General features: G+C 67.7%; 15 protein-coding genes and 1 riboswitch. Of the genes, 4 read left to right on the forward strand and 11 right to left on the reverse strand.

The genetic code is table 11. The features are described 5' to 3' along the window. Nucleotides 1–93: 93 nt before the first annotated feature. Complete coding sequence (locus R2733_03725) at nt 94–3,393, reverse strand: bifunctional proline dehydrogenase/L-glutamate gamma-semialdehyde dehydrogenase (GenBank protein ID MEZ5375595.1); 3,300 nt, start codon at nt 3,391–3,393, stop codon at nt 94–96. A gap of 54 nt (nt 3,394–3,447) precedes the next feature. Here R2733_03725 and R2733_03730 point away from each other — a divergent pair, with 54 nt between their 5' ends. Beyond that, nucleotides 3,448–4,197, forward strand: a complete 750-nt coding sequence (locus R2733_03730; protein ID MEZ5375596.1) for an AraC family transcriptional regulator — start codon at nt 3,448–3,450, stop codon at nt 4,195–4,197. A 7-nt stretch (nt 4,198–4,204) separates the two neighbouring features. Here the strand turns inward: R2733_03730 and R2733_03735 are convergent, their stop codons facing one another. The 3 genes from R2733_03735 to R2733_03745 form a co-directional block, all read right to left on the reverse strand. After that, a complete protein-coding gene (locus tag R2733_03735) occupies nt 4,205–5,182 on the reverse strand; it encodes an ABC transporter ATP-binding protein (GenBank protein ID MEZ5375597.1) in 978 nt (325 codons plus the stop codon). Further along, a complete protein-coding gene (locus R2733_03740; GenBank protein MEZ5375598.1) occupies nt 5,179–6,813 on the reverse strand; it encodes an iron ABC transporter permease in 1,635 nt (544 codons plus the stop codon). Before R2733_03740 ends, R2733_03735 begins: the two co-directional genes overlap by 4 nt. After that, the gene (locus tag R2733_03745) at nt 6,789–7,871 is read right to left on the reverse strand and encodes a thiamine ABC transporter substrate-binding protein (protein ID MEZ5375599.1); all 1,083 of its coding nucleotides are present in this window, start codon (nt 7,869–7,871) and stop codon (nt 6,789–6,791) included. The genes R2733_03740 and R2733_03745 overlap by 25 nt, the downstream gene beginning before the upstream one ends. Then, a riboswitch (TPP riboswitch) is annotated at nt 7,862–7,984 on the reverse strand. Its footprint overlaps the gene before it by 10 nt. Before the next feature lie 20 nt (nt 7,985–8,004). Between R2733_03745 and ybaK the strand changes: the two genes are divergently transcribed. After that, nucleotides 8,005–8,472, forward strand: a complete 468-nt coding sequence (ybaK, locus tag R2733_03750) for a Cys-tRNA(Pro) deacylase (GenBank protein ID MEZ5375600.1) — start codon at nt 8,005–8,007, stop codon at nt 8,470–8,472. Between the two features lie 77 nt (nt 8,473–8,549). Here the strand turns inward: ybaK and R2733_03755 are convergent, their stop codons facing one another. The 4 genes from R2733_03755 to cysS form a co-directional block, all read right to left on the reverse strand. After that, complete coding sequence (locus R2733_03755) at nt 8,550–10,673, reverse strand: DUF3160 domain-containing protein (GenBank protein ID MEZ5375601.1); 2,124 nt, start codon at nt 10,671–10,673, stop codon at nt 8,550–8,552. A gap of 62 nt (nt 10,674–10,735) precedes the next feature. Beyond that, nucleotides 10,736–12,151, reverse strand: a complete 1,416-nt coding sequence (locus tag R2733_03760) for a CapA family protein (GenBank protein ID MEZ5375602.1) — start codon at nt 12,149–12,151, stop codon at nt 10,736–10,738. Between the two features lie 81 nt (nt 12,152–12,232). Further along, nucleotides 12,233–13,465, reverse strand: coding sequence for an APC family permease (locus tag R2733_03765; GenBank protein MEZ5375603.1), 1,233 nt, complete (start codon nt 13,463–13,465; stop codon nt 12,233–12,235). A gap of 67 nt (nt 13,466–13,532) precedes the next feature. Further along, on the reverse strand, nt 13,533–14,888 hold the full coding sequence (gene cysS / locus R2733_03770; protein ID MEZ5375604.1) for a cysteine--tRNA ligase: 1,356 nt from the start codon (nt 14,886–14,888) through the stop codon (nt 13,533–13,535). 25 nt (nt 14,889–14,913) lie between these two features. Here cysS and R2733_03775 point away from each other — a divergent pair, with 25 nt between their 5' ends. After that, a complete protein-coding gene (locus tag R2733_03775) occupies nt 14,914–18,099 on the forward strand; it encodes a valine--tRNA ligase (protein MEZ5375605.1) in 3,186 nt (1,061 codons plus the stop codon). Beyond that, nucleotides 18,096–19,292 carry a phosphoserine phosphatase SerB gene (serB, locus tag R2733_03780; protein MEZ5375606.1) on the forward strand — a complete coding sequence of 399 codons (1,197 nt, stop codon included), beginning with the start codon at nt 18,096–18,098 and terminating at the stop codon, nt 19,290–19,292. Before R2733_03775 ends, serB begins: the two co-directional genes overlap by 4 nt. On the opposite strand, the gene R2733_03785 is transcribed toward serB, so the two are convergent. The 3 genes from R2733_03785 to selD are packed head-to-tail and all read right to left on the reverse strand — an operon-like array spanning nt 19,285 to nt 21,761. Next, nucleotides 19,285–20,277: an MBL fold metallo-hydrolase gene (locus tag R2733_03785; protein ID MEZ5375607.1), complete on the reverse strand. Its 993-nt coding sequence runs from the start codon at nt 20,275–20,277 to the stop codon at nt 19,285–19,287. The genes serB and R2733_03785 overlap by 8 nt on opposite strands. 39 nt (nt 20,278–20,316) lie before the next feature. After that, entirely contained in the window at nt 20,317–20,718 is a 402-nt protein-coding gene (locus R2733_03790) for a thioesterase family protein (GenBank protein ID MEZ5375608.1), read from the reverse strand. After that, complete coding sequence (gene selD, locus R2733_03795; protein MEZ5375609.1) at nt 20,715–21,761, reverse strand: selenide, water dikinase SelD; 1,047 nt, start codon at nt 21,759–21,761, stop codon at nt 20,715–20,717. The genes R2733_03790 and selD overlap by 4 nt, the downstream gene beginning before the upstream one ends. Between the last annotated feature and the right edge of the window lie 39 nt (nt 21,762–21,800).

Below are 21,800 nucleotides of genomic sequence, written 5' to 3' on the forward strand. Positions count from 1 at the left end.
TCCGCCTCGCGCTGGACGCCCCGCCGTGGTGCGCCGTGTTCCAACGCCTGAGTGTACGGGTCGCGGACCCAGTTCTCGATGCAGCAAACCGCCTCAGGAGTTGGCCACGAGGTTCCCGAAGCGGTGCAGCGTGCGACTGACCGCCTGTTCCCGCAGGTAGTGGAGCAGCTCGACCCGACCGTTGCCGACCACCGGAGCATGGAGGACGTCCATGTCGACCGCAGCGGCAGCGGTCACGAGGTCGTGCTCCCTGCCACCGACAACCCGAAGACGCTCGCAGCCCAGCGCGCAGAACCTCTGCACTGCCTCCTCGGCCGACTCCGTCGACGACAACGATTCCACGAGCGTCACCCCGCAGCGAGCCGCTGCCTCTCGGATCCGCTGCAGCTCGAACGTGTCGGCGTCCTCGCCGATGCGCAGACCGACCGGACCCCGTGACCGGTAGCGGAAGACGTTCGACTCGCAGAACAGGCCGCTCGGGTCGTGCTCGCGGTCGAAGGTCTCGTGCCACCAGCGATCGTCGCTACGCCGGGCATCGTCCAACCACCGTTGGTTGCGAGGCCGCTCGTCGACCCATTGGCCGAACTGCATCACATAGTTGGGCCCTCCGGCCTTGGCGCCGGGGCCGATCGAGGAGCGCTTCCAGCCGCCGAAGGGTTGGCGGCGCACGATCGCTCCGGTGATGTGGCGATTCACGTAGGCGTTGCCGATCTCGACGCGCTCGAGCCAGTGGTCCACCTCGCGCGGTTCGAGGGTGTGAATGCCACCGGTCAGACCGAAGTCGGTGGTGTTCTGCAACTCGATGGCCTCATCGAGTGTGTCGGCGGACATCAGCCCGAGGACAGGTCCGAAGCACTCGGTCTGGTGGAACCAGCTTCCCGGGCGCACACCGATCCGGACACCCGGTGACCAGAGCGACCCCGACGCGTCGAGCTGTCGCGGTTCGACCAGCCACTCCTCACCGTCGTCGAGTTGCTCGAATGCCCGCAGCAACTTGCCCTCGGCCGGCAGGATCAGGGGTCCGGTGGTGGTGGCGAGGTCTGTCGGCATGCCGACCTCGAGGCTCTGCACGGCGTCGATGAGCTGGCGCCGAAAGCGGGGGGACTCGTAGACCTCGCCAACGAGGATGCCGAGCGATGCTGCCGAACACTTCTGCCCGCTGTGGCCGAATGCCGAGCGGACAAGATCGGCGACGGCGAGGTCGATGTCGGCATGCGGCGTGACGACGAGCGCGTTCTTCCCGGAGGTCTCGGCGAACAGGGAGATGTCGGGCTTCCACGAGCGGAAGAGCCGGGCTGTCTCCAACGATCCGGTCAGGATCACGCCGTCGGCCGAGATCACGAGCCGTCGACCGACCTCGTCGTCGGGGATACGGATGAAGGCCAGCGCATCCTTGGGCACGCCGGCAGCCCAACACGCCTCGGCCACGATCTCCGCAACGCGTGGTGTCTCAGGGGCGGGCTTGAACGCCACCGTGTTGCCGGCGGCGAGCGCGGCCAACACACCGCCAGCGGGGATCGCCATCGGGAAGTTCCACGGCGGGACCACCGCGATGACGCCCATCGGCTCGAAGCACAGCGCACCATCATCGGTCCACTGGTCGGAGGCGAGGTCGAGACAGGCGTCGCCGTACCACCGGGCGAAGTCGATCCCCTCGGAGATCTCGGGGTCGGCTTCGGCAATGGTCTTGCGGCCCTCGTGGACCATGGCACCGAGGAGCTCGGCTCGCCGCTTCGACAGTTCGTCGGCGATTCGATAGAGCGTGGCCCGCCGGTGCGCCGGTTCGATCGCCGCCCATGCGGGCTGGCCCGCCCGCAGTCGTTCGAGCACCTCGTCGACCCCGGCGATGGTCGTGGTGATCGGGGTTTGGACGGGAATGAACGGAGCGGCAACGGCGGCCGCCGCCCAGGCCCGGTTGGCTGGCAGCGCCGGGTCGGTGTCGGGTTCGTTCTCGAAGCCACGATCGGCGGGCCACGGGGCCGGCGGGAGTAGACGATCCTGCTGACGCCGTGGTCCGAGCTCGATGTCCCACCGACGAGCCACCGCTTCGCGAAAGCCCTGTGCGGACCGGGCGAACTCGACGGTGCCGGGCGCCAGCGTGCCGAGCACCCGCAGGAAGTTGTCGGGGGCGGCGTTCTCTTCGAGTCGCCGGAAGAGGTAGCTGATCGCCACGTCGAAGTCCGCAGGCGCAACGGCCGGGGTGTAGAGCAGCAGACCGGCTGCGTCATCGCGGACGACCCGAGCCTGCGCTGGGGCCATGCCCTGCAGCATTTCGAACTCGACGCGCTCGGCGACGCCACGACGCGTGCTCACCAACCGAGCCCAGGCGACATCGAACAGGTTGTGGCTGGCAACGCCGATGCGGACCGAGCCGAGGTGTTCGGGTCGCAGCACCCAGTCGAGGCAGCGCTTGTAGTTGGCGTCGGTGTCGGCCTTGATGTCGTACGGCGTCTGCTCCCACCCGTGCATTGCGGCGTCGACCTTCTCCATCGCCAGGTTGGCGCCCTTGACGAGTCGGATCTTGATGCTCGCTCCGCCGTTGGCAGCGCGCCGATCCGACCAGGCGACGAGATGCTGCAGGGCACCCAAGGCATCGGGTAGGTAGGCCTGCAACACAATGCCGGCATCGAGTGCTTGGAACTCGGGCTCGTCGAGCAGCCTCGTGAACACGTCGATCGTCAGCTCGAGGTCGTGGTACTCCTCCATGTCGAGGTTCACGAAGGTCACCGGGTCCGACGCTGCCGCCCGGCGGAACAGTTCTCGCAGACGATCCGCGACACGTTCCACACCCTCGTCGTACGCCCAGGGGTTGAGCTGCGACGCGACGGCGGAGACCTTCACCGAGACGTAGTCGACGTCGGGTTGGTCGAGCAGTGCCTTGGTTCGCTCGAGTCGGCGATCCGCTTCCGCCTCGCCCAGCACGGCTTCGCCGAGCAGGTTCACGTTCAGCGCGTAGCCCGCTGCCTGGCGTTCGGCGAGATGCGCTGCCAGGCGTTCCGGCCGGGCGTCGGCCACGAGGTGACCGACGATCATTCGCATGCGTCGGCGAGCGAGCGGCATCACGATCGCCGGCAGGCGCGGCGCCAACCTCGCACCGGCCTGGAGCAGCAGACGGTCGACCCGCGACAGAAAGGCGGGAAGCTCCCCTTCGGCGACGAGCGATGCGAGCTGGTCGGCGGCCGCCCGGTCGTCGTCGGGTCGAGCGACACGATCGACAAAGGCCATCGTGAAGGCCACGCCGTTGGGGTCCTCGATCAGTTCGTGGAGTTGGCCCGACGTGGCGCGGTCGTTGGCCGTCTCGATCTCGCGGGCCCGCCGCAACCAGGTCTCGACCAGTGCGACGGCATCGTCGGTCAGTTCGTCGGCATCATTGCGCTGCAGGGTCATGGTCATGTCCCCCATCGTCGATCTTGGCGCTCCTGCGAGTCTTGTACGATTCCGGCACCGATGCCTGATCGAACCGACAATGCCAACGGTCCCGACGCCTCCTTGCTCGGGCGCGGTGCGCTCGAGCCGGCGATGCTCGCCCTGCTCGACGAGCTGGTGAACGTGATGTTCTGTGCCAAGAGCACCGACGGTCGCTACATCGCCGTCAATCCAGCCTTCGTTCACCGCTCGGGCAAGGTGTCGCGGCGAGACGTGATCGGTCGCCGCGCCGCCGATCTGTTTCCGCCGCTTCTGGCTGAGCGGTACGAGGAACAGGACCAGCACATCTTCGCCACCGGGGCGCCACTGCGCGACGAGCTCGAGCTGATCCGACGACCTGATGGCAGCCACGGCTGGTACCTCACGACCAAGCTCGCGATCGTCGACGACGGCGAGGTGGCGGGACTCGTGTCGATCAGCCGCGATCTGCAGGCACCCGACGACAGCGAGCTCGTGACGTTGAGTCGAGTCGTCGACCTGGTTCGCGATCGGCTGGCCGACTCGCTGCGAGTCGGTGATCTCGCAGCAGCCGCCGAGTGCTCCGAGACCCAGCTCGAACGGCGGATGAAACGGGTCTTCGGACTCACCGCAACCCAGTATTTGCTGAAGGTGCGAGTCGACCGAGCCCGTGAGCTCCTCCTGACCACCGACACACCACTGGCCACGATCGCCAACGACGTCGGGTTCTACGATCAGGCCAGCTTCACCCGACGATTCGCCCGACTCACCGGCCAGACCCCGGCGCAGTTCCGGAACAACCGCACCAGCTGAACCGCCGTCAGTTTCCGCTCGAACCCCGCTCCAGGGTGCGGATGAGGCTGCCGTCGACCTGCAGCCTGACCGTCTCGCCGAGCTGCGGCCGGTGCCGAGCCTCGAACACGACCTGTCGATCGTCGGCCATGGCGGTGACACGGAAACGGCCGTCGACGAACACGGCGTCGACGACCACCACGTCGAGATCGCCTTCGGGATCGACCGCAAGCGAGGTGAGCGGGGCCAACACCACCTCGCCGCCAAAGTCCCAGACGTTGGGATGGCCGAGAAACTCGGCCACGAACCGCGTGGCCGGCCGGTGCCAGAGCTCCTCGGGTTCGCCGCTCTGCACCACCTTGCCATCACGCATGATCACCACACGGTCGGCGACGGCGAACGCCTCCGACTGGTCGTGCGTGACATGCAGGGCGCTGACGCCGACCGTCCCGAGCAACAGTCGAAGGTCGTCGGTGAGCTGTTCGCGCAGCACCCGATCGAGCGATCCGAGCGGTTCGTCGAGCATCAGCAGTGCCGGTGCCGGCGCGAGCGACCGGGCCAGCGCGACTCGTTGCGCCTCGCCACCCGAGAGCTGCGACACCGATCGGCTCTCGAAGCCGGTGAGGCCGACCATGGCGAGCAGCTCACGGATGCGGGCCCGCTGCGTGTCCCGATCGACACCGGCCATGCGAAGACCGAAGGCGATGTTGCCGGCAACAGTCTCGTGCGGGAAGAGCGCATGATCCTGGAACATCAGCCCCAGGCCGCGCTCGTGCGTCGGGAGGCCAGCCAGGTCGACGCCGTCGGCGAGCAATCGTCCGGTGGCGATCGGTTCGAGACCGGCGATGGCTCGCAGCAGCGTGCTCTTGCCGCTGCCGCTGGGACCGAGGATGGCCACCACCTCGCCGGCCCCGACCTCGAGATCGACGCCGTCGAGCGCCAGCACGTCGCCGTATCGCACACTGACGTCGGCGACGACCAGCGATGGATGAACTTGACCGCTCATAGGAAACCTGTTCCGCCTTGCCGTGTTCGTTCGAGAAGTGCAGCGGTCGCCCCCACGGCGACGCCGATGATCACACTGACCGCCATCGCCTGGCCTCGCAACTCCTCGCCAGGTTGCGACAGGAGCCGGAAGACGGCCAACGGTGCCGTGAAGGAGTCTGCCCCGCGCGAGATGAACGACGTCGCGCCGAACTCGCCGAGCGACACCGCAACGGCAAAGCCGAGTCCGGTCATCAATCCGGCACGGGCCAGCGGCCAGTCGACGAACCGGACGATGGCGAGGGGGCCGGCACCAAGCGTCGCCGCCGCTTCGCGAACCCGAGCGTCGATGTTGCGGAGTGCTGGGACCACCGCCGCCATCACGAAGGGCAGCGCGACCACGGCGTGCGCCAGGGGGAGCAGGAGTGGTGAGCGGCGGAGGTCGAAGAACCGGAAGGCAAGGAGGTAGCCGAACCCAAGCGTCGCAGCCGACACACCGAGAGGAATCAGGACGGCGGCTTCGAGCACGCGGCCGAGCCGGCGGCCGCCGGCGATGACCCGAGCGGCCGGCACGCCGACGAGTGCCGCCACCAGCGCCGCGCCGAACGCCAAGCGGACCGAGTGCCACAGCGCGGTCGCCGGCGACACGGGCAGCAGGGGCAGCTCGTGGGTCAGCGCCCGATAGTGCTCGAGTCCGTGGCGGTCGCCGACCCGCAGCGATTGCTCCACGAGCGCCACCATGGGACTCACCACCACAGCGGCGACGACCAGCAGAACCGCACCGACGTACAGACGACGACGCCAGGAATCGACGCGAAGCCCGGGGGCCACTCGGCGGCTGCGCGACGCCACGCTGAGGCGGCGTTGCAGTCGTGCCGACGCGACCGAGAGCACCACGACCACGACCAATTGGATGAACGCCAGGACGGCGGCAACGTCGAACTCCTGGCGGAAGATGGCGTACCGCCGGATCTCGGTCTCCATGGTGGCCGTGCCCGGCCCGCCGAGGATCAAGATGATGCCGTAGCTGGTGAAACAGAACAGGAACACCACGAGGGCGGAGCCGGCCAGCACGGGGACGATGCGGGGCAGCGTGATCGACCGGAACACTTGCACGGGACTGGCACCGAGCACTGCTGCCGCTTCCTCGGCCGACCGATCGAGCGTCGCCCAATGCCCGCCGACCACTCGAACGATCACGGCGAGGTTGAAGAACACGTGCGCCGCGACGATCGCCGGCAACGTTCGACCGAGGTCGATGCCCACGGTGTCGAACAGGGCCGAGAGCGCAGCGGCAACGACCACCGTCGGCAGTACGAACGGCACCACGGTGAGCACTCGCACGACGTTGCGACCAACGAACCGATAGCGAGCGAGAACATGGGCGATCGGGAGTCCGACCACGACCGTTGCCGCCGTCGACACCAGCGCCTGCCAGATGGTGAAGCGCAGCACTCGCCAGGTCGCCGGACGACGGGTGATGTCGATGATCTCACCGAGGCCCGAACCGGCGAGGCTCCGCTCACCGATCGCCACCAGTGGCCACACGACCATGGCCACGAGGAAGCCGACCGCGATGACCGCCGCTACGGCGTCGAGCCACGACGACGAACGCTTCGCCCCCGGCATCAGCCGGCGACGATCTCGTTCCACCGTTCGGTCCAATCGGCGCGTCCCGCCTCGATCTCGGCGGGCGTCAGCGTGAGCGGATCGGTGATCTCGACGGCGTGGTCGGTGAAGACCTCGGGCAGCTCGACATCGTCTCGCACCGGCTGGACGAACATGTTGAGCGGAATGTCGGCCTGGAACGCCGGTCCCAGCAGGAAGTCGATCAGCAACTTGGCGGCTTCGGGATGCTCGGTGCCGGCGAGCACGCCGGCGAACTCGATCTGGCGGAAGCAGGAGTCGGTCAGCACCTTCGTCGGTGGGCTGTCGATCGGCTCAGCGGCGAACACCACTTCGGCGACCGGGCTCGTGGCATACGAGGTGACGATGGCGCGGTCGCCACCGCCGGCGATGAACTCGCCGCTGTACGCCTCGGTCCAACCGGCAGTCACCGACAGCCCGCCGTCGACCAAGTCCTGCCAGTACTGCTCCCATCCGTCCTCGCCGTAGCGGGCGATGGTCGCGAGGAGGAAGGCGAACCCGGGCGATGACGATTCGGGGTTCTCCGTCACGAACGACGCAGCGTTCGCCGGGTCACGCAGGTCGTCGAGCGAGGTCGGCTCGCCACCCGGGAGACGGTCGGTCCAGTAGTTGACGCAGACATCGCCGACGTCGACCGGCACGACCCGATGCTCGGGATCCAGTTCGTACTCGTCGGGAACCGCATCGAGATTCGGAGAGGCATACGGCACGAACAGCTCGGCGTCGAGACCCCGCTGGAGGAAGGTGTTGTCGATGCCGAACAGCACGTCGCCCTCCGGATCACCGGCGGTCAGGACCGCTCTCGCCACGACCTCGCCGGCGTCACCGGCCGAGAGCACCTCGACGTTCACCCCGGTGTCATCGGTGAAGAGGTCGAACAGGCCGTCGGTCACCAGGAACGAGTCGTGGGTGATGAGCCGAACGGTCTGGCCGGTGACATCGCCGCCGGCGCTGTTGTCGCCGCCGGCGGAGTCGGCGCTGCCGGCCGAGTCGGCGGAGGTGCACGCCGTGAGGCTTGCCGCCACGGCCAGACCAACGGCGAAAATCGGACGAATGGAACGCATGTGAGTCTCCCTTCGCTGGAATTATCCAGAGCAGGTTCGGCGGGTCAACAGCGCCGGCTCACGCCTTGGCTGCCCTCTCAGCCCGACTGACTCGAGCTCCCCGGTTCGTGGTTGTCGCTGGCATCATAATCGGGTGACCCCGGCCATCAAGCTGCTCGAATCCCGAAAGATCGCCCACCGGACCGTCAGCTACGACCACGATCCGTCGGCGGCGAGCTACGGAACCGAGGCGGCCGAGACGCTGGGCATCGACCCGTCGATCGTGTTCAAGACCTTGCTCGCCAACGTCGACACCACGCTGGTCGTTGCCGTCGTCCCCGTCACCGGCATGCTCGATCTGAAGGCGCTGGCCCGAGCTGCCAGGGGGAAGAAGGCGACGATGGCCGACCCCGCCGTCGCCGAACGGACGACCGGCTACGTGGTCGGCGGCATCAGCCCACTCGGGCAGCGCAAGCGGCTACCCACGTTCGTCGACGAGTCGGCTCTCGGCCTCGATGAGATGTACGTGAGCGGCGGTCGTCGTGGGCTCGAGATCGTGCTGGCCCCGCCCGACCTGATCGCCATCCTCGGCGCCACCACCGGACCCATCGCTGCGCAATAGGTCCGAACCAGCCCAACTTTGGTGCTGCGGCACTCGTTTTGATGTTCCCCGCACCAAAGTTGCTGCTATGGCTTGGCTCAGTCGGCGAGGAAGCTGGCCTGCCAGGTTGGCCTCTCGGGTGCCGAACCGTTGTCGAGCATCGCCCGCCACTCCTCGTCGGTGAGGCGAGTGGGGCTCCAGAACTCGTGGTACGAGTAGACGCCACCCACCGCAACCTGGAAGGCGCCCTCGTCGTTCGCGACGAGCACGAAGATCTGGTCGACGTCGCCTGTGCCCAATTCGAGCACGCCCGACGCATTGCGCATGATGTCGGCGACCAACGCCGAGCGATTGTCAGGACCGTCGTCGATGTCGTGATCGCTGTCGGAGGTGCGGATCCAGAACCCCTCCAGCACTGCGCCGATTGCGGCGAGCTGATCGTTGTCGGCGTCGCTGATCGGGAGGCCGGCCAGCTCGTCCTCGGCGATTTGGCCCAACCATGCGTACAGGTCGGACAGGTCGGCGAGCAGTGCACCCTGATTGGTGGGAAGGAGACCCCGTTGGTCGAGTCCGCTCGCCATCAGGTCGGCGAGTGCGCCGAGACGACGGAACACGACCGGGTCGGGCTCGACCCAGTGGCGCGGCGGGACCGGCGGCTCGTCGCCCCCACCCTCGGCCACTGCCTGCTTGGCGTAGAGGATCGTGTCGTGCTTCAACTCGGTGTAGGACCCGAACCCACTCTGGTGCGCCTTCGCCGTCCATGCCTCCGACTGCATGAAGTCGGGGAACGCTCCCCCATGTGGCAACCAGGACGGCTCGATGGCGTAGTGCCAGGCGTCATAGACCGTCCGACCCCAGTCCTCGATCGAACGGCTGGCGACCAGTTCTTGCATGGCGCCGAGCTGTTCGTCGTAGCCGGCGAAGTCTGTCGACCCCGTTCGATCGAGTTGGTCTCGAGCCCATGTCGACCCGAAGGCCGCAGCCAGGTCGAGGGGCGAGGCAGTTTCGCGCCCGGCGACGTTCGGTGCGACGAGCTGATCGAGCACATACGAGTCGATCACGAAACGTGTCCCCATCACGCGGAGCGACGCCGCCTCGGGATTGATGGCGACCGGACTGGACGATGCCAGCGCCTCACCGATGCGTTGCACGGTCGCATCGTCGGCGAAGGCCATCGGGTCATCCCAGCCCGAATCCACCACCGCGTCGACGGCCGACGTCGCCTCGAACGGTGTGTAGTCATCGGCCGCCCCGACCAGGAACGCGGTGGCCTGGTAGATGGTCTGCCAGTCGGCGGCCGCAGCGGGATCGGCCAACACGACCCGGCTCGCGAGCAGCCCGAGTTGCAGGGTCGTCGGCTCGAGCAAGAACCCGTTGCTACCGAGCTGCGACATCGCACGGAAGTAGCGCTCGAGGTCGGTGTTGCGGGTGTAGTGCCCACGAGGGCGGAACAGCGAGTAGTCGGTCTTCAGCGCGAGGAGTTCCGAGCCGGTGTCGATGCCGATCGTCGGCGACACCGCCACCTGGTCGGCGGCAAGCGCCAACGCCACCTCGGCCTCCGCCCTGGATCCAATGGGGCCGACGTCGAGTTCGAGCAGCGTGGCGGCGACCTCGTAGAAGTCGGCAACGCGCATCGCCTGGTCTTCGAGCGCAGTGCCCGCCAGCTCTTCGGCCTGCGCACGGGCCTCGTTCACCCATCCGCCCACCAAGGTCTCCAGCACCGGAAGCAGCGTCTGTTGTTCGGTTTCGCGCAGCAGCTTGTCGAAGGCGAGATGCCACACGTGATACGCGACGTCGGTCGTGACGAACACCGGATAGCCGTCGTAGGCGGCGCCCTCGTAGACGTGGTGGAACTGACTGATGGAAGAGGGAACGACGACGAAGCCGTTGGCGGTGAGGAGCGGCTCGGCACCGGAGTCGGCCAATGATTGCTGGATCCATTCGGCCACGATCACACCATCGAGGCTCGTCGGGTGGGTCGGACCGGCGTAGGTCGCAGCGTCGGTGAGCCGCTCGATCTCGACGAGACGCCCGAAGGGTGCCGTCGCCACTCCCGGTGTGACGGCAGGCTCGCTGGTCGAGGTGCTCGACGCCGACGTCGGAGGCACCGTCGACGAGGTCGACACCGGGTCGGCCTGGTCAGCGCTCGACGTGCAGGCCGCGAGGAGCAGCAGCGATGCCAGAACGGCGGCGACGGCCCGGGTGATGGTCGATGTCGGCATGTCGTCCTTTCGGTCGCCAGCTCAGTCTGCCACCGCAGTCTGATGTCGCCGCCGACTGCTGATCAGGGGCCAAGGTCATCCGACGGACGGAGGATGATCGGCTCCGTCCTTCCGTCGCTGTTGACGTCGGCGCAGCCCGGTGTTCCGCCACCGTCGAGCAGGTCGGCGGCGTCGAAGCCGAATCCGTTCCAGGTCCATGCGCTGGTGGCAACGGGAGTGGTGTCGTCCAGACGGTCGTGCACCAACGCCATCGATCCGTCGCACACCTCGAGCGCAGCGATCGGCTCGATCACCGTGCCCGCAACCCACACCTCGCTCAGCTCGTCACCTCGGTACACCCCGAGGTGGGCGCTCCGCCCCCGGTCGTCGGTCCAGGTCAGATCGGAGCGCCACTCGTTGAGCGGCGTCGCTTCCGCCGGACGCCGAAACGACGCCACGATCTCGTCGGCGCCATTGTCGTCGATGTCGCCCGCACCGGCGGCGATGAGGTCACCGTGGCGGAACTCGGGCGTCGCTACCGCCGAACTCGGGGCGAGGAGCGGCGGCTGTACCAGCTGCCACCATGAGCGATCGAACAAGGCCGCATCGCCGCTGGGCGATAGCCAGTCGACGAAGTGCACTCGCCGATCGGCATGCTCGGTGATCCCCACCCGGTACGCGATGACGCCGTCGGGGTCGGCGAGCACCTCGAGGAGGGCGCCGGTCGTTCGGTCGGCACCGACCTGATCGAACAGGAAGTTGCCGAGCGACGTGGCGACGACGGTCGGACGGGCGCCGTCGAGCACCGTGATCGGTTGGATGACATGGGCGCCGTGACCCCAGACCACATCGGCCCCGGCCGACGCGGCGAGGCCGGCGACCTCGGTCATTGCCGGATCGTTCACCGGCAGGTACTCGGTCCCGCCGTGGAGTGACACGACGACAAGATCCGTGCTGGACGCCAGTTCGGCGATGGCCGGGGCTGCCGTCTCCGAACGCCATGACGACACACCGGCCTCATCGCCGGCAGACAGGCCGGCGTCGGTCACGTCGTAGGCCAGGAATCCGACGCGCATGCCGCCGACATCGAACACCTGCGAAGCTGCCGCCGCTGCCGCGTCACCGCCCGCACCGACCGTGAGCATCGCGGCGGCCTCGGCCGCAGCAATGGTGTCGCCGATCCCCTCGGGGCCGGTGTCGCCGAGGTGATTGTTGGCGAGCGCCACGAGATCGAAGCCGGCGACTGAAAGTACCTGTGCCAATGCTGGGTCCGCCTCGAGTGCGTTCGGGTTGTCGGACTGGTGTGGTCGGAACGTCAGCGGCGACTCGAGGTTCGCTGCGGCGATGTCGTTGGCGCCGAGGAGGTGTCGAACCTCTGCGAAGACCTCGGGACCGTCGGCATCGATCGCCGCTGCCACCCCGCGTCCGAGCATGACGTCGCCGACCACCACGACGCGGACCGTCGGGCCTGCCGTCGGCAGCGCCGCATCGTCGCTCACACAGCCGACCAGGATCACGCACCACGCGACAGCGACCGCAGCTCGCCTCGACACACACCGCAGCAGCCCGTCCACTGTCGCTCAGTCAAGCACGCCGATCAGGCGACCGAGTTCGGAGAGCCACATCGCAGCGGAGGCGACGATGCCGATTGCAGGCACCCAGATCGGAACCTGAAAGGTCGTCGTGGGGCCGTCGCGATGCTTGATCACCAGGAGCGCCGCGTTGACGGCGACGAAGATCCCCATGGCCAACGCGGAGGTGACGCGAGCCAGCCAACCGAGCTCGACGCCAACGGCCAGCACGACGATCACGGAGGCGGCAACCACCGTCGCTCGCAATGGCGTGTGTGTCTTGGCCGACACTGCGCCGACGGCGGCGGGCAAGAGTCCGAGATTCGACAGGCCGTACACCACCCTCGGGATCATGACGAGTTGGACGAGTGCCCCGTTCACCATGGCGAGCGCGGCGATGAACGCCAGCACGTCGGGGTTGCCGCCCGCCTGCTCGTAGATGAGCGCCAAGGGCGCCGTCGAGTTGGCCAGGTGCTCGGGATCGACCTCGAGCACGGCGACCGCCGACACCGCAACATAGAGTCCGGTGGTCAGCCCGAGGGTCACGACGATCGCCCGGGGCAGGGTGACCCTGGCGTCGTTCGTCTCCTCCGCAACCGCATCGATGTCCTCGAAACCGAGGAAGGCGAAGAAGGCGAGAAAAGCTCCAGCGAGCACTCCCGACCACCCCTCGACGCTGGTCGGGGGACCGAGCAGCACGTCGACGTTGGACACCAGATCGCCGAGGCTGCCCCGGCCCGCCCACAGCACCAGGCCGAGCCCGAAGATCTCGACGACCGTGAAGACGGCGGCGGCGACCACCGACTCCTTCGCCCCGGCGACCGCAACCACCGTGAGGCCGGCGATCAAGGCGACGACCATCAGCCATTCCGGAGCAGCGATCAGCTCGGCGACATAGCCCCCGAACGCGTTGGTGATCGTGGCCGCGGCCACCGCTCCCGCTGCGATCACCGCGAACCCGACCAATCGGGTCAACGGGCGATGACCGAAGGCCGTGTCGACGAACACCGCCTCACCTGCCGCCCTGGGCAACCGTCCTGTCAGCTCGGCGAACCCCAGCGCCGTCGTACCGGCCAGCACGGCGGAGAGGAGAAACGCCAGCGGTGCCCGCATCCCCGCCTCACCGGCGACCTCGCCGGTCAACGCATAGATCCCGGCCCCGACGGTCGTGCCCAGGCCGTACAGCACCAGCATCGGGAGCGACACCTCTCGCTCCAGCGTCGGTTGCAGATCGGTGGTCACGCCTCCATCACACGCCCGACCAACGGCGCTTGAGGAGGGCCGGATTCCCCTTTCTTCAGAAGGTGGATCAGGCGGGTCGGACGATCGGGCCGTCGGGCGAGTCCTCGATGATCCAGCCATCGCCGGCCAACTGGTCACGGATCGCGTCGGACCGGGCGAAGTCCTTCGCCGCTCGAGCGGCCTGGCGCTCCTCGGCAAGGGCCTGCACCTCGGGTGGCACGTCGGCACCACCGGTGTTGATGACGAGACCGAGCGTGTCGGCGATGAGCAGCGCACCGGCGGCAGCCGTGGCCGCCGCGTCGTCGTTGCCGGCGTCGAGTGCCGAGTTCGTCTCGCGGACGAGACGGAACATTTGGTCGACCGCACCCGGGGTGTCGAGATCGTCGTCCATCACCGACGTGAATCGCTCGACTGCGGCCGGATCCGGGTCGCCGCCAAGCGCAGCGGTCCGACGACCGAAGGCGTCGAGCCGACCCAGCGCCGCCTCGGCGTTGTTGAGCGTGGTGTCGGTGATCTCGATCGGTGACCGATAATGCGACTGCAGGACCAGCAGGCGGTAGGCCCGCTGGTCGTACTGCTCGGTCAGGTCGAGCAGGTTGGTCACGTTCCCGAGCGACTTGGACATCTTCTCGCCTTCGAGTTCGACGAACCCGTTGTGCATCCAATGCTTGGCGAACGGACGGTCGACGGCGATGGCCTGCGCCCGCTCGTTCTCGTGGTGCGGGAACGCAAGATCGAGTCCGCCGGTGTGCAGATCGAACCCCTCGCCGAGGAGGTCGAGGCTCATCACGACACATTCGGTGTGCCATCCCGGGCGGCCGTCACCCCACGGTGAGGGCCACGACGGCTCACCTTCCTTGGTGAACTTCCAGAGCGCGAAGTCGGCCGGGTGCTGCTTTTCGGTGCCCACCAAGGCTCGATCACCTGCGCCCTCGACCAGTTCGTCGATGCTCTGGTGAGCGAGCAGCCCGTAGCCCTCGACCTGTTGGACGGCGAGGTAGATGCCGTCGGAGGTGACGTAGGCTCGCTCCCGTTCGATCAACGCGGCGATGAGCTGCACCATCTGGTCGACGTACTCGGTGGCGTGTGGGGTGTGATCGGGGCGGAGGACGTTGATGCGCTCCATCGCGTCGAACCAGACCCGCTCGAACTCGGCCGTGACCTCCTGCCACGGGCGACCCTCCTCGGCCGCTCGCTGGATGATCTTGTCCTCGATGTCGGTGATGTTCGAGACGAACTCGACGTCGTAGCCACGGAAGACCAGGTAGCGACGGAGGATGTCGTAGGACAGCGCCATGCGGCCGTGCCCGAGATGCGGCGGAGCGTAGACCGTGGGACCGCAGACGTAGATCGAGACCTTGCCGGGATCGCGGAGTTCGAGGGGAACCACCGAGCGTCGTGCGGTGTCGTAGAGCCTGATCATCCCCTCACGGTACCCTTTGCCCACGATGACCTCCGCGACTTCTCTGCCCGAGCTCCCCACTGCCTACCAGCCGGCCGACACCGAGGCTGCGGTGCTCGCCGTGTGGGAAGCCGCCGGCGTGTTCCACGTCGAGGAACCGGAAGATCCCGACGAGGACACCTACTCGATCGTCATCCCACCGCCGAACGTCACTGCGGCCCTTCACCTCGGGCATGCGCTGAACAACACGCTGCAAGACGTCCTCATCCGCTACCACCGGATGCGGGGCGTGCCCACCCTGTGGATGCCGGGCACCGATCACGCCGGAATCGCCACCCAGACCGTCGTCGAGAAGCGACTCCTCGCCGAGGGGACCAAACGGCTCGAGATGGGGCGGGAGGCGTTCATCGCCAAGACGCAGGAGTGGAAGGACGAGTACGAGGAGGTCATTCTCGGGCAGCTGCGCGAGATGGGCGCCTCGTGCGACTTCGACCGCACCCGCTTCACCATGGACGACATGTGTGCCACCGCCGTGCGCCACGCCTTCTTCGAACTGTTCGACGACGGGCTGATCTACCGGGGCAAGCGGCTCGTCAACTGGGACCCCGTCAGTCGCACCGCCCTCTCCGACGACGAGGTCGAGATGGAAGAGGTCGAGGGCCACATGTGGTACCTCGACTACCCGCTCACCGACGGCTCCGGCCACGTCACGGTGGCGACCACCCGCCCCGAGACGATGTTCGGTGACACCGCCGTCGCCGTGAATCCGAACGATCCTCGGGCCGCCGGTCTGCGCGGCAAGACCGTCACGCTCCCCATCGTCGGTCGGGTCATCCCGATCGTCGAGGACGACTACGTCGTGATGGCCGATCCCGACGGCGAGGACGCCAAGGCCAAGATCGCCACCGGCTTCTTGAAGGTGACCCCCGCCCACGACCCCAACGACTACGAGATCGGCCAGCGCCACGACCTGCCGATCATCAACATCATGGGCCCCGATGGCTCGATCACCGACCAGTACGGCTGGGACGACGCCAGCGCCGAGTGCCAGCCCTTCCTCGGCCTCAGCCGAGAAGACGCCCGCACGGCCGTCGTCACCTGGTTCGACGAACACGGACTGCTGCACGAGGTGCGCGACTACTCCCACTCGGTCGGACACTCCTATCGCAGTCACGTCCCGATCGAGCCGTGGCTCAGCGATCAGTGGTATGTGGCCGTCACCGACGACCGCCTGCGTGGCTCGGCGTTGCGAGCCCAGACGCCCGAGCAGATCGCCGACCTCCCCGAGGGTGTCAGCCCCCGCACCGGCGAACCTGGCGACGGCGAGCTGCGCTTCTACCCCGAGCGCTACGCCAAGACCTACCAGACCTGGCACGAGAACATCCGCGACTGGTGCATCTCTCGGCAGTTGTGGTGGGGCCATCAGATCCCGGTGTGGAATCGCTTGGTCGCCAACGCCGATCTCGCACCGGAACTGGCAGCGGCACTCGACGGCGTCGGCATCGACGTGGCCGTCAAGGTCGGGGGCCGCTGGGCCGACGCCGGCTGTGCCCACCTGGTGCGCCGGGTCACCGACGACGAGGTCGAGGAGTCGGTCTGCGTTCCGCCCCAGGCCACCCTGCGTCGCCTCGACCGGGCCGATGCCTCCCTCGACGAAGCGGGCGTGGTCGCGGCGCTCGAGGCCGATGGCTTCGTTCGGGATCCCGACGTGCTCGACACCTGGTTCTCGTCGGGACTGTGGCCGATGTCCACCATGGCCTGGCCCTGGACCGACGACTTCCCCGAGACCGACGGCATCCTCGACGCGTTCAATCCCACCTCGGTGCTCACCACCGCCCGCGAGATCATCACCCTGTGGGTCAGCCGCATGGTCATGTTCAATCGCTACTTCATGAACGGCCAGCTGCCTTTCACCGACGTGTTCATCCACGCCATGATCCAAGACGGTCACGGCCAGAAGATGTCGAAGACGCTGGGCAACGGCGTCGACCCGCGAGACATCATCCACAGCCATGGCGCCGACGCCATGCGCTTCACGCTCGTGCAGATGACCACCGACACCCAAGACGTCCGCATGCCGGTCGACATGGTGTGCCCACACACTGGCGAGGCCTTCACCCCGACCTTCATCACCACGCCCGCCGGCCACACGGTGGCCGCCCCCATCCAGACCTCGCCCGGTGATCCCTCGAAGACGATGGTGTCGGCCTTCGGTGCCGCCACCGGTGTTGCCACGCCCTCGACCGAGCAGCCGCTGGCCCGCAACACCTCGTCCAAGTTCGACATCGGCCGGAACTTCGCCAACAAGACCTGGAACGCCACCCGGTTCGCCCTGCGCCGCCTGGCCGATGCGTCCCCGGCCGCCGAACCGGTCCGTGCAGCCGACACTCGCTTCGTCGATCGCTGGATCCTCGCTCGCCTGGGCGAGACCCTCGACACTGCCGAGGCAGCTCTCGACAACTACCAGTTCAACTTCTTCGTCGACGCGCTCTACGACTTCGTGTGGCGTGATGTGTGCGACCGCTACCTCGAGGCGGTCAAGCCGACCATCGACGACGACCCGGTCCAGCAGGTCGTGCTCGGCACGGTGCTCGACTCGGTCCTGCGCATCCTGCACCCCGTCACCCCGTTCGTCACCGAGGCCCTGTGGCCCCATGTGTCGGCCACCCGTTCCGGTTCGGTCGTCGGGGTCGAGCTTCCCCCGGCCGAGGTCCTCGCCGGTGCCGCCTGGCCGACCGTGGCCGTCGACCTCGTCGATCGGTCGGTCATCGCCGACTTCGAACGGGCCGACGCGCTCGTCGCCGCCATCCGGTCACTGCGCTCGAGCCAGGGCGTCAAGCCGAAGCAGCGCATCTCGGTCCACGCACCCCAGCCGGTGCTCGAACTCATTGCCACGGCCGGTGGCTACATCGAGGCGCTCGCCGGCATCGGTGAGGTCACCGCGGCCGAGGCGAAGGCTGCCGTCGCCAGCCCCATCGCCTTCGAGGGCCACCAGGTCTTCCTGTCGGGCCTCACGGACGAGATCGACCTCGACGCCGAGCGGGCTCGCATCACGAAGGTGATCGACGCCAAGACCACACAGATCAAGGGTTTCGAGGGCAAGCTCGGCAATGCTGGCTACGTCAACAACGCCAAGCCCGAACTGGTGGCCGAGACCAGGGAGAAGCTCGCTGCTGCCCAGGCCGACCTCGCCGCCGCCCAGAGCGCTCTCGCCGCACTGGCCGACGCGTGAACGAACGGGCGACCGAGACGATCCTGGTCCGCATCTCCGGACCTGACCAGCCCGGCATCACCGCCGGGCTGATGGACGTCCTCGGGATCGCCGACGCCCAGATCCAGGACATCGAGCAGATCATCATCCGCGGCCGCCTGTCGCTCAGCCTCGTGATCACCGTCCCCAAGGGCAAGGATCTCCTCAAGGAGCTCCTGCTCTTCGGTTGGGAGTACGACGTCGACGTCGACTTCGACGTCGTGCCCGAGAGCTCACCGCGGCGGCATCAGGGGCTGATCGTCACGCTCATTGCTCCGCATGTCCACCCCAACGAGTTCGGTGCAGTGGCGTCGGTCATCTCGGCCAATCACGGCAACATCGACCGCATCGTCCGCCTCGCCAAGTATCCGGTGATGGCCTACGAGCTGGTCGTGTCAGGTGTGGACGTCGAACCGATCCGCTCGGCCTTGCTCACGGTGGCCAAGGATCTGGTCTGCGACCTCGCCGTGCATCGAGAGGGTCTCGGCCGACGCGCCGCCCGCCTCGTCGTGCTCGACGTCGACTCCACCCTGATTGCCGACGAGGTCATCGAGCTCATCGCCGACGAGGTCGGTTGCCGAGACGAGGTGGCGGCCATCACCGATCGCGCCATGCGCGGCGAACTCGACTTTGCGGCCTCGTTGCGGGAGCGGGTCGCCCTGCTCGCCGGGCTCGACGCCGCACGCCTCGATGCGGTGCGGGAGCGGGTCACCCTCACGCCCGGCGCACGCACGTTCATCCGCACCCTGCAGCGGCTGGGCTACCACACCGCCATCGTGAGCGGCGGGTTCACGGCGGTCACCGACCATCTCGCCGCCGACCTCGGCATCGACCATGCGCACGCCAACGAGCTCGAGATCATCGACGGTGTGCTCACCGGCCGGGTGCTCGGCGACATCGTCGACCGCGCTGCGAAGGCGGATTTCGTTCGGCGAATCGCCGCCCAGCACGGCATCCCGCTCGACCAGGTGGTCGCCGTCGGCGACGGTGCGAACGATCTCGACATGCTCTCCGCCGCCGGCCTCGGCATCGCCTTCAACGCCAAGCCGATCGTGGCCGAACGGGCCGACACCTCGGTGAACGTGCCCTACCTTGACGCCGTGCTCTTCGTGCTCGGGATCAGCCGAGACGAGATCGAGGCCGCCGACGAGGCCGAGGGCAGAGCGCTCAGCTGAGACGCCAGGTGGCGACCAGGCTCGGTTCGCCCGAGTCGGTGGTGGCCCGCCCTTCTCGATGCAGGGCGAGGAGGTGGGAGTAGACCGAGTTGGCGGCCGCTCGCCACAGCTGCTTGGTGGTGTCGGCGTACATGGCCGGAACCAGGTCCTTGATCGTGCTGGGTCCCTCCCCCAGCGCCGCCACGATCTGGGCCTCACGCCCGTTGCGATGGTCGAGGAACGACTGGACGTAGGTCTTCGGATCGTCGATCGCCGGTCCGTGGGTGGGCCAGAAACGCTCGTCGTCTCGTTCGAGCAGCTTGCGCAGCGAGGCCATGTAGTCGAACAGGTCGCCATCGGGTGGCGAGATGACCGACGTGGCCCAGCCCATCACGTGATCGCCGGTGAACAGCGTCTTCTCTTCCACCAGGCCGAAGCACACATGGTTGGACGTGTGGCCCGGCGTGTGGACGACCTCGATGGTCCAGCCGCCGGCCTCGCTCGAGATCCGGTCGCCGTCGCCCACTGCGTGGTCGGGAACGAACTCGGTGTCGGGGCCCTCACGTTTGAGTTCCTCGGGCATGTCGTTCCACATCTTCTCGATCTTCTGCTTCTCCTCGGCGGTGAAGTACTCGTCGAAACTGATCGCTTCGAGCGGATCGTGCTCGGGCACCGGGCCATGGGGCCCGAACCCGTAGGTGGGGGCGCCGGTGCGCTCGACCAACTTGGCCACGCCGGCGGTGTGGTCGGTGTGGGTGTGGGTGACGAGGATCTGGGTGACCTGTTCCCCTTCGTCGAGGGCGTCGAGTACGGCGTCGAGATGGGTGTCGAGACTCGGCCCCGGATCGATCACGGCCACCTCACCCCGCCCGATCAGATACACACCGGTGCCCTTGAACGTGAAGGGGTTGGCGTTGGGAGCGACGACGCGTCGGATGAGTGGGGAGAGCTCGACGACGGCGCCGTACTCGGGCTCGAAGTCGGTGTTGAAGGCAGGTCCGGCCATGCGTGCGACCCTACTGGGCGTCGCCGATCGACACCCAGTTCAAGGCCGCAAGCGCTCGAGGGCGTCGGAGATCCACTGGGGCGGGCGGACCGGACGGCCGGTGGCGTCGGTGACGGCGGCGGTGACCGACCCGACGATCATGACCTCGTCGCCGCGCAGGATGCGCTGGTGCCAGGTCGAGGTGGCTCGGCTCGTCCGGTCGAGGCTGGTTTCGACGACAAGTTGGTCGCCCATCTCCGCGGCTCGCTTGTACTTCACGTTGAGTTCGACGACCACGAATTGCAGGCCAGCCTTGCTCACCATGGGCAGCGACAATCCGATGTGGTCGAGTGCTTCGGCACGGGCCACTTCGAGATACCCGACGTAGACGGCGTGGTTGACATGGGCGTACGGGTCGAGCTCGGCCCATCGAACGGAGATCTCGGTGCGGTGGAGGGTCATGCGAGCAGGTGGAGCATGCCGGGGTTGGCGGCGTCGTCGGGATCCCGGGTGCGGCCGATCGCAGCGGCGGTGTGGCCGGTCGCCGCGAGCTGGGCGAGGACGTCGTCGACATGGTCGGGGTCGACACCGAAGACGAGACCGCCCGAGGTCTGGGCGTCGGCGAGGAGGAGCACCGTGAGATCGTCGGTGTCGCCCTCGTCGACCTGGTCGATCAGCGAGGCCAGATTGCGTCGGGAACCGCCGGGAACGAAGCCGGCGTCGGCCAGCGCTCGCACACCGTCGATGAACGGCACGGAACCGACCGACAGGTCGACGTCGACACCGGATTCACGGGCGGCCCGGCCCAGATGGCCGATGAGTCCGAACCCGGTGACGTCGGTGCCTCCGGTCGCGCCGTGAGCGAGCGCCACGCGTGACGCCTCGGCGTTGAGTCTGGTCATCTGGTTGACGGCGGCTTCGACCACGTCGACTGGCGCCGAACCCGCCTTGAGTGCGGTCGAGATCACGCCGATGCCGAGCGGCTTGGTGAGAACGAGCGTTTGATCGGGTCGCAGGCCGGCATTGGTGATCAGGTGATCGGGGTCGGCCTCGCCCACCACGGCCAGCCCGAACTTCGGCTCGGGGTCGTCGACGGTGTGCCCGCCCACGAGGAAGAACCCACCCTCGGCTGCCACCTCGGCGGCGCCCGCAAGGACGTCGCCCAACAGGTCGGCTGGGAGCTCGTCGTTGTTCCAGCCGACCAGGTTCAGGGCGATCAACGGGCGGCCACCCATGGCATAGACGTCGGACACCGCATTGCACGCGGCGATCCGACCCCAGGTCGTCGCATCATCGACGACGGGAGTGATGAAGTCGGCGGTGAACACGAGTGCCCGGTCGTCATCGAGACGCCAGACGGCGGCGTCGTCGCCGGTTGCGGCGTCGACCAGGATGCGTTCGTCACTGTTGGGGGTGAGACGGCCCAACACGTGGGCCAACTCGCTCGGGGCGAGCTTGCATGCTCAACCAGCGCCGTGGCTGAACTCGGTGAGTCGTTTGACCATGTGGCATCACCCCCTCTCGTCGAACCTGGCGATGCTCCG

It is taken from the genome of Acidimicrobiales bacterium, assembly GCA_041394265.1.
Lineage (GTDB): Bacteria > Actinomycetota > Acidimicrobiia > Acidimicrobiales > SZUA-35 > JBBQUN01.

Coding starts and splice junctions, on each gene's coding strand:
- R2733_03725 (MEZ5375595.1), bottom strand. CDS start 3,393: ATGACCATGACCCTGCAGCGCAATGATGCCGACGAACTGACCGACGAT.
- R2733_03730 (MEZ5375596.1), top strand. CDS start 3,448: ATGCCTGATCGAACCGACAATGCCAACGGTCCCGACGCCTCCTTGCTC.
- R2733_03735 (MEZ5375597.1), bottom strand. CDS start 5,182: ATGAGCGGTCAAGTTCATCCATCGCTGGTCGTCGCCGACGTCAGTGTG.
- R2733_03745 (MEZ5375599.1), bottom strand. CDS start 7,871: ATGCGTTCCATTCGTCCGATTTTCGCCGTTGGTCTGGCCGTGGCGGCA.
- R2733_03755 (MEZ5375601.1), bottom strand. CDS start 10,673: ATGCCGACATCGACCATCACCCGGGCCGTCGCCGCCGTTCTGGCATCG.
- cysS (MEZ5375604.1), bottom strand. CDS start 14,888: ATGATCAGGCTCTACGACACCGCACGACGCTCGGTGGTTCCCCTCGAA.
- R2733_03775 (MEZ5375605.1), top strand. CDS start 14,914: ATGACCTCCGCGACTTCTCTGCCCGAGCTCCCCACTGCCTACCAGCCG.
- R2733_03785 (MEZ5375607.1), bottom strand. CDS start 20,277: ATGGCCGGACCTGCCTTCAACACCGACTTCGAGCCCGAGTACGGCGCC.
- R2733_03790 (MEZ5375608.1), bottom strand. CDS start 20,718: ATGACCCTCCACCGCACCGAGATCTCCGTTCGATGGGCCGAGCTCGAC.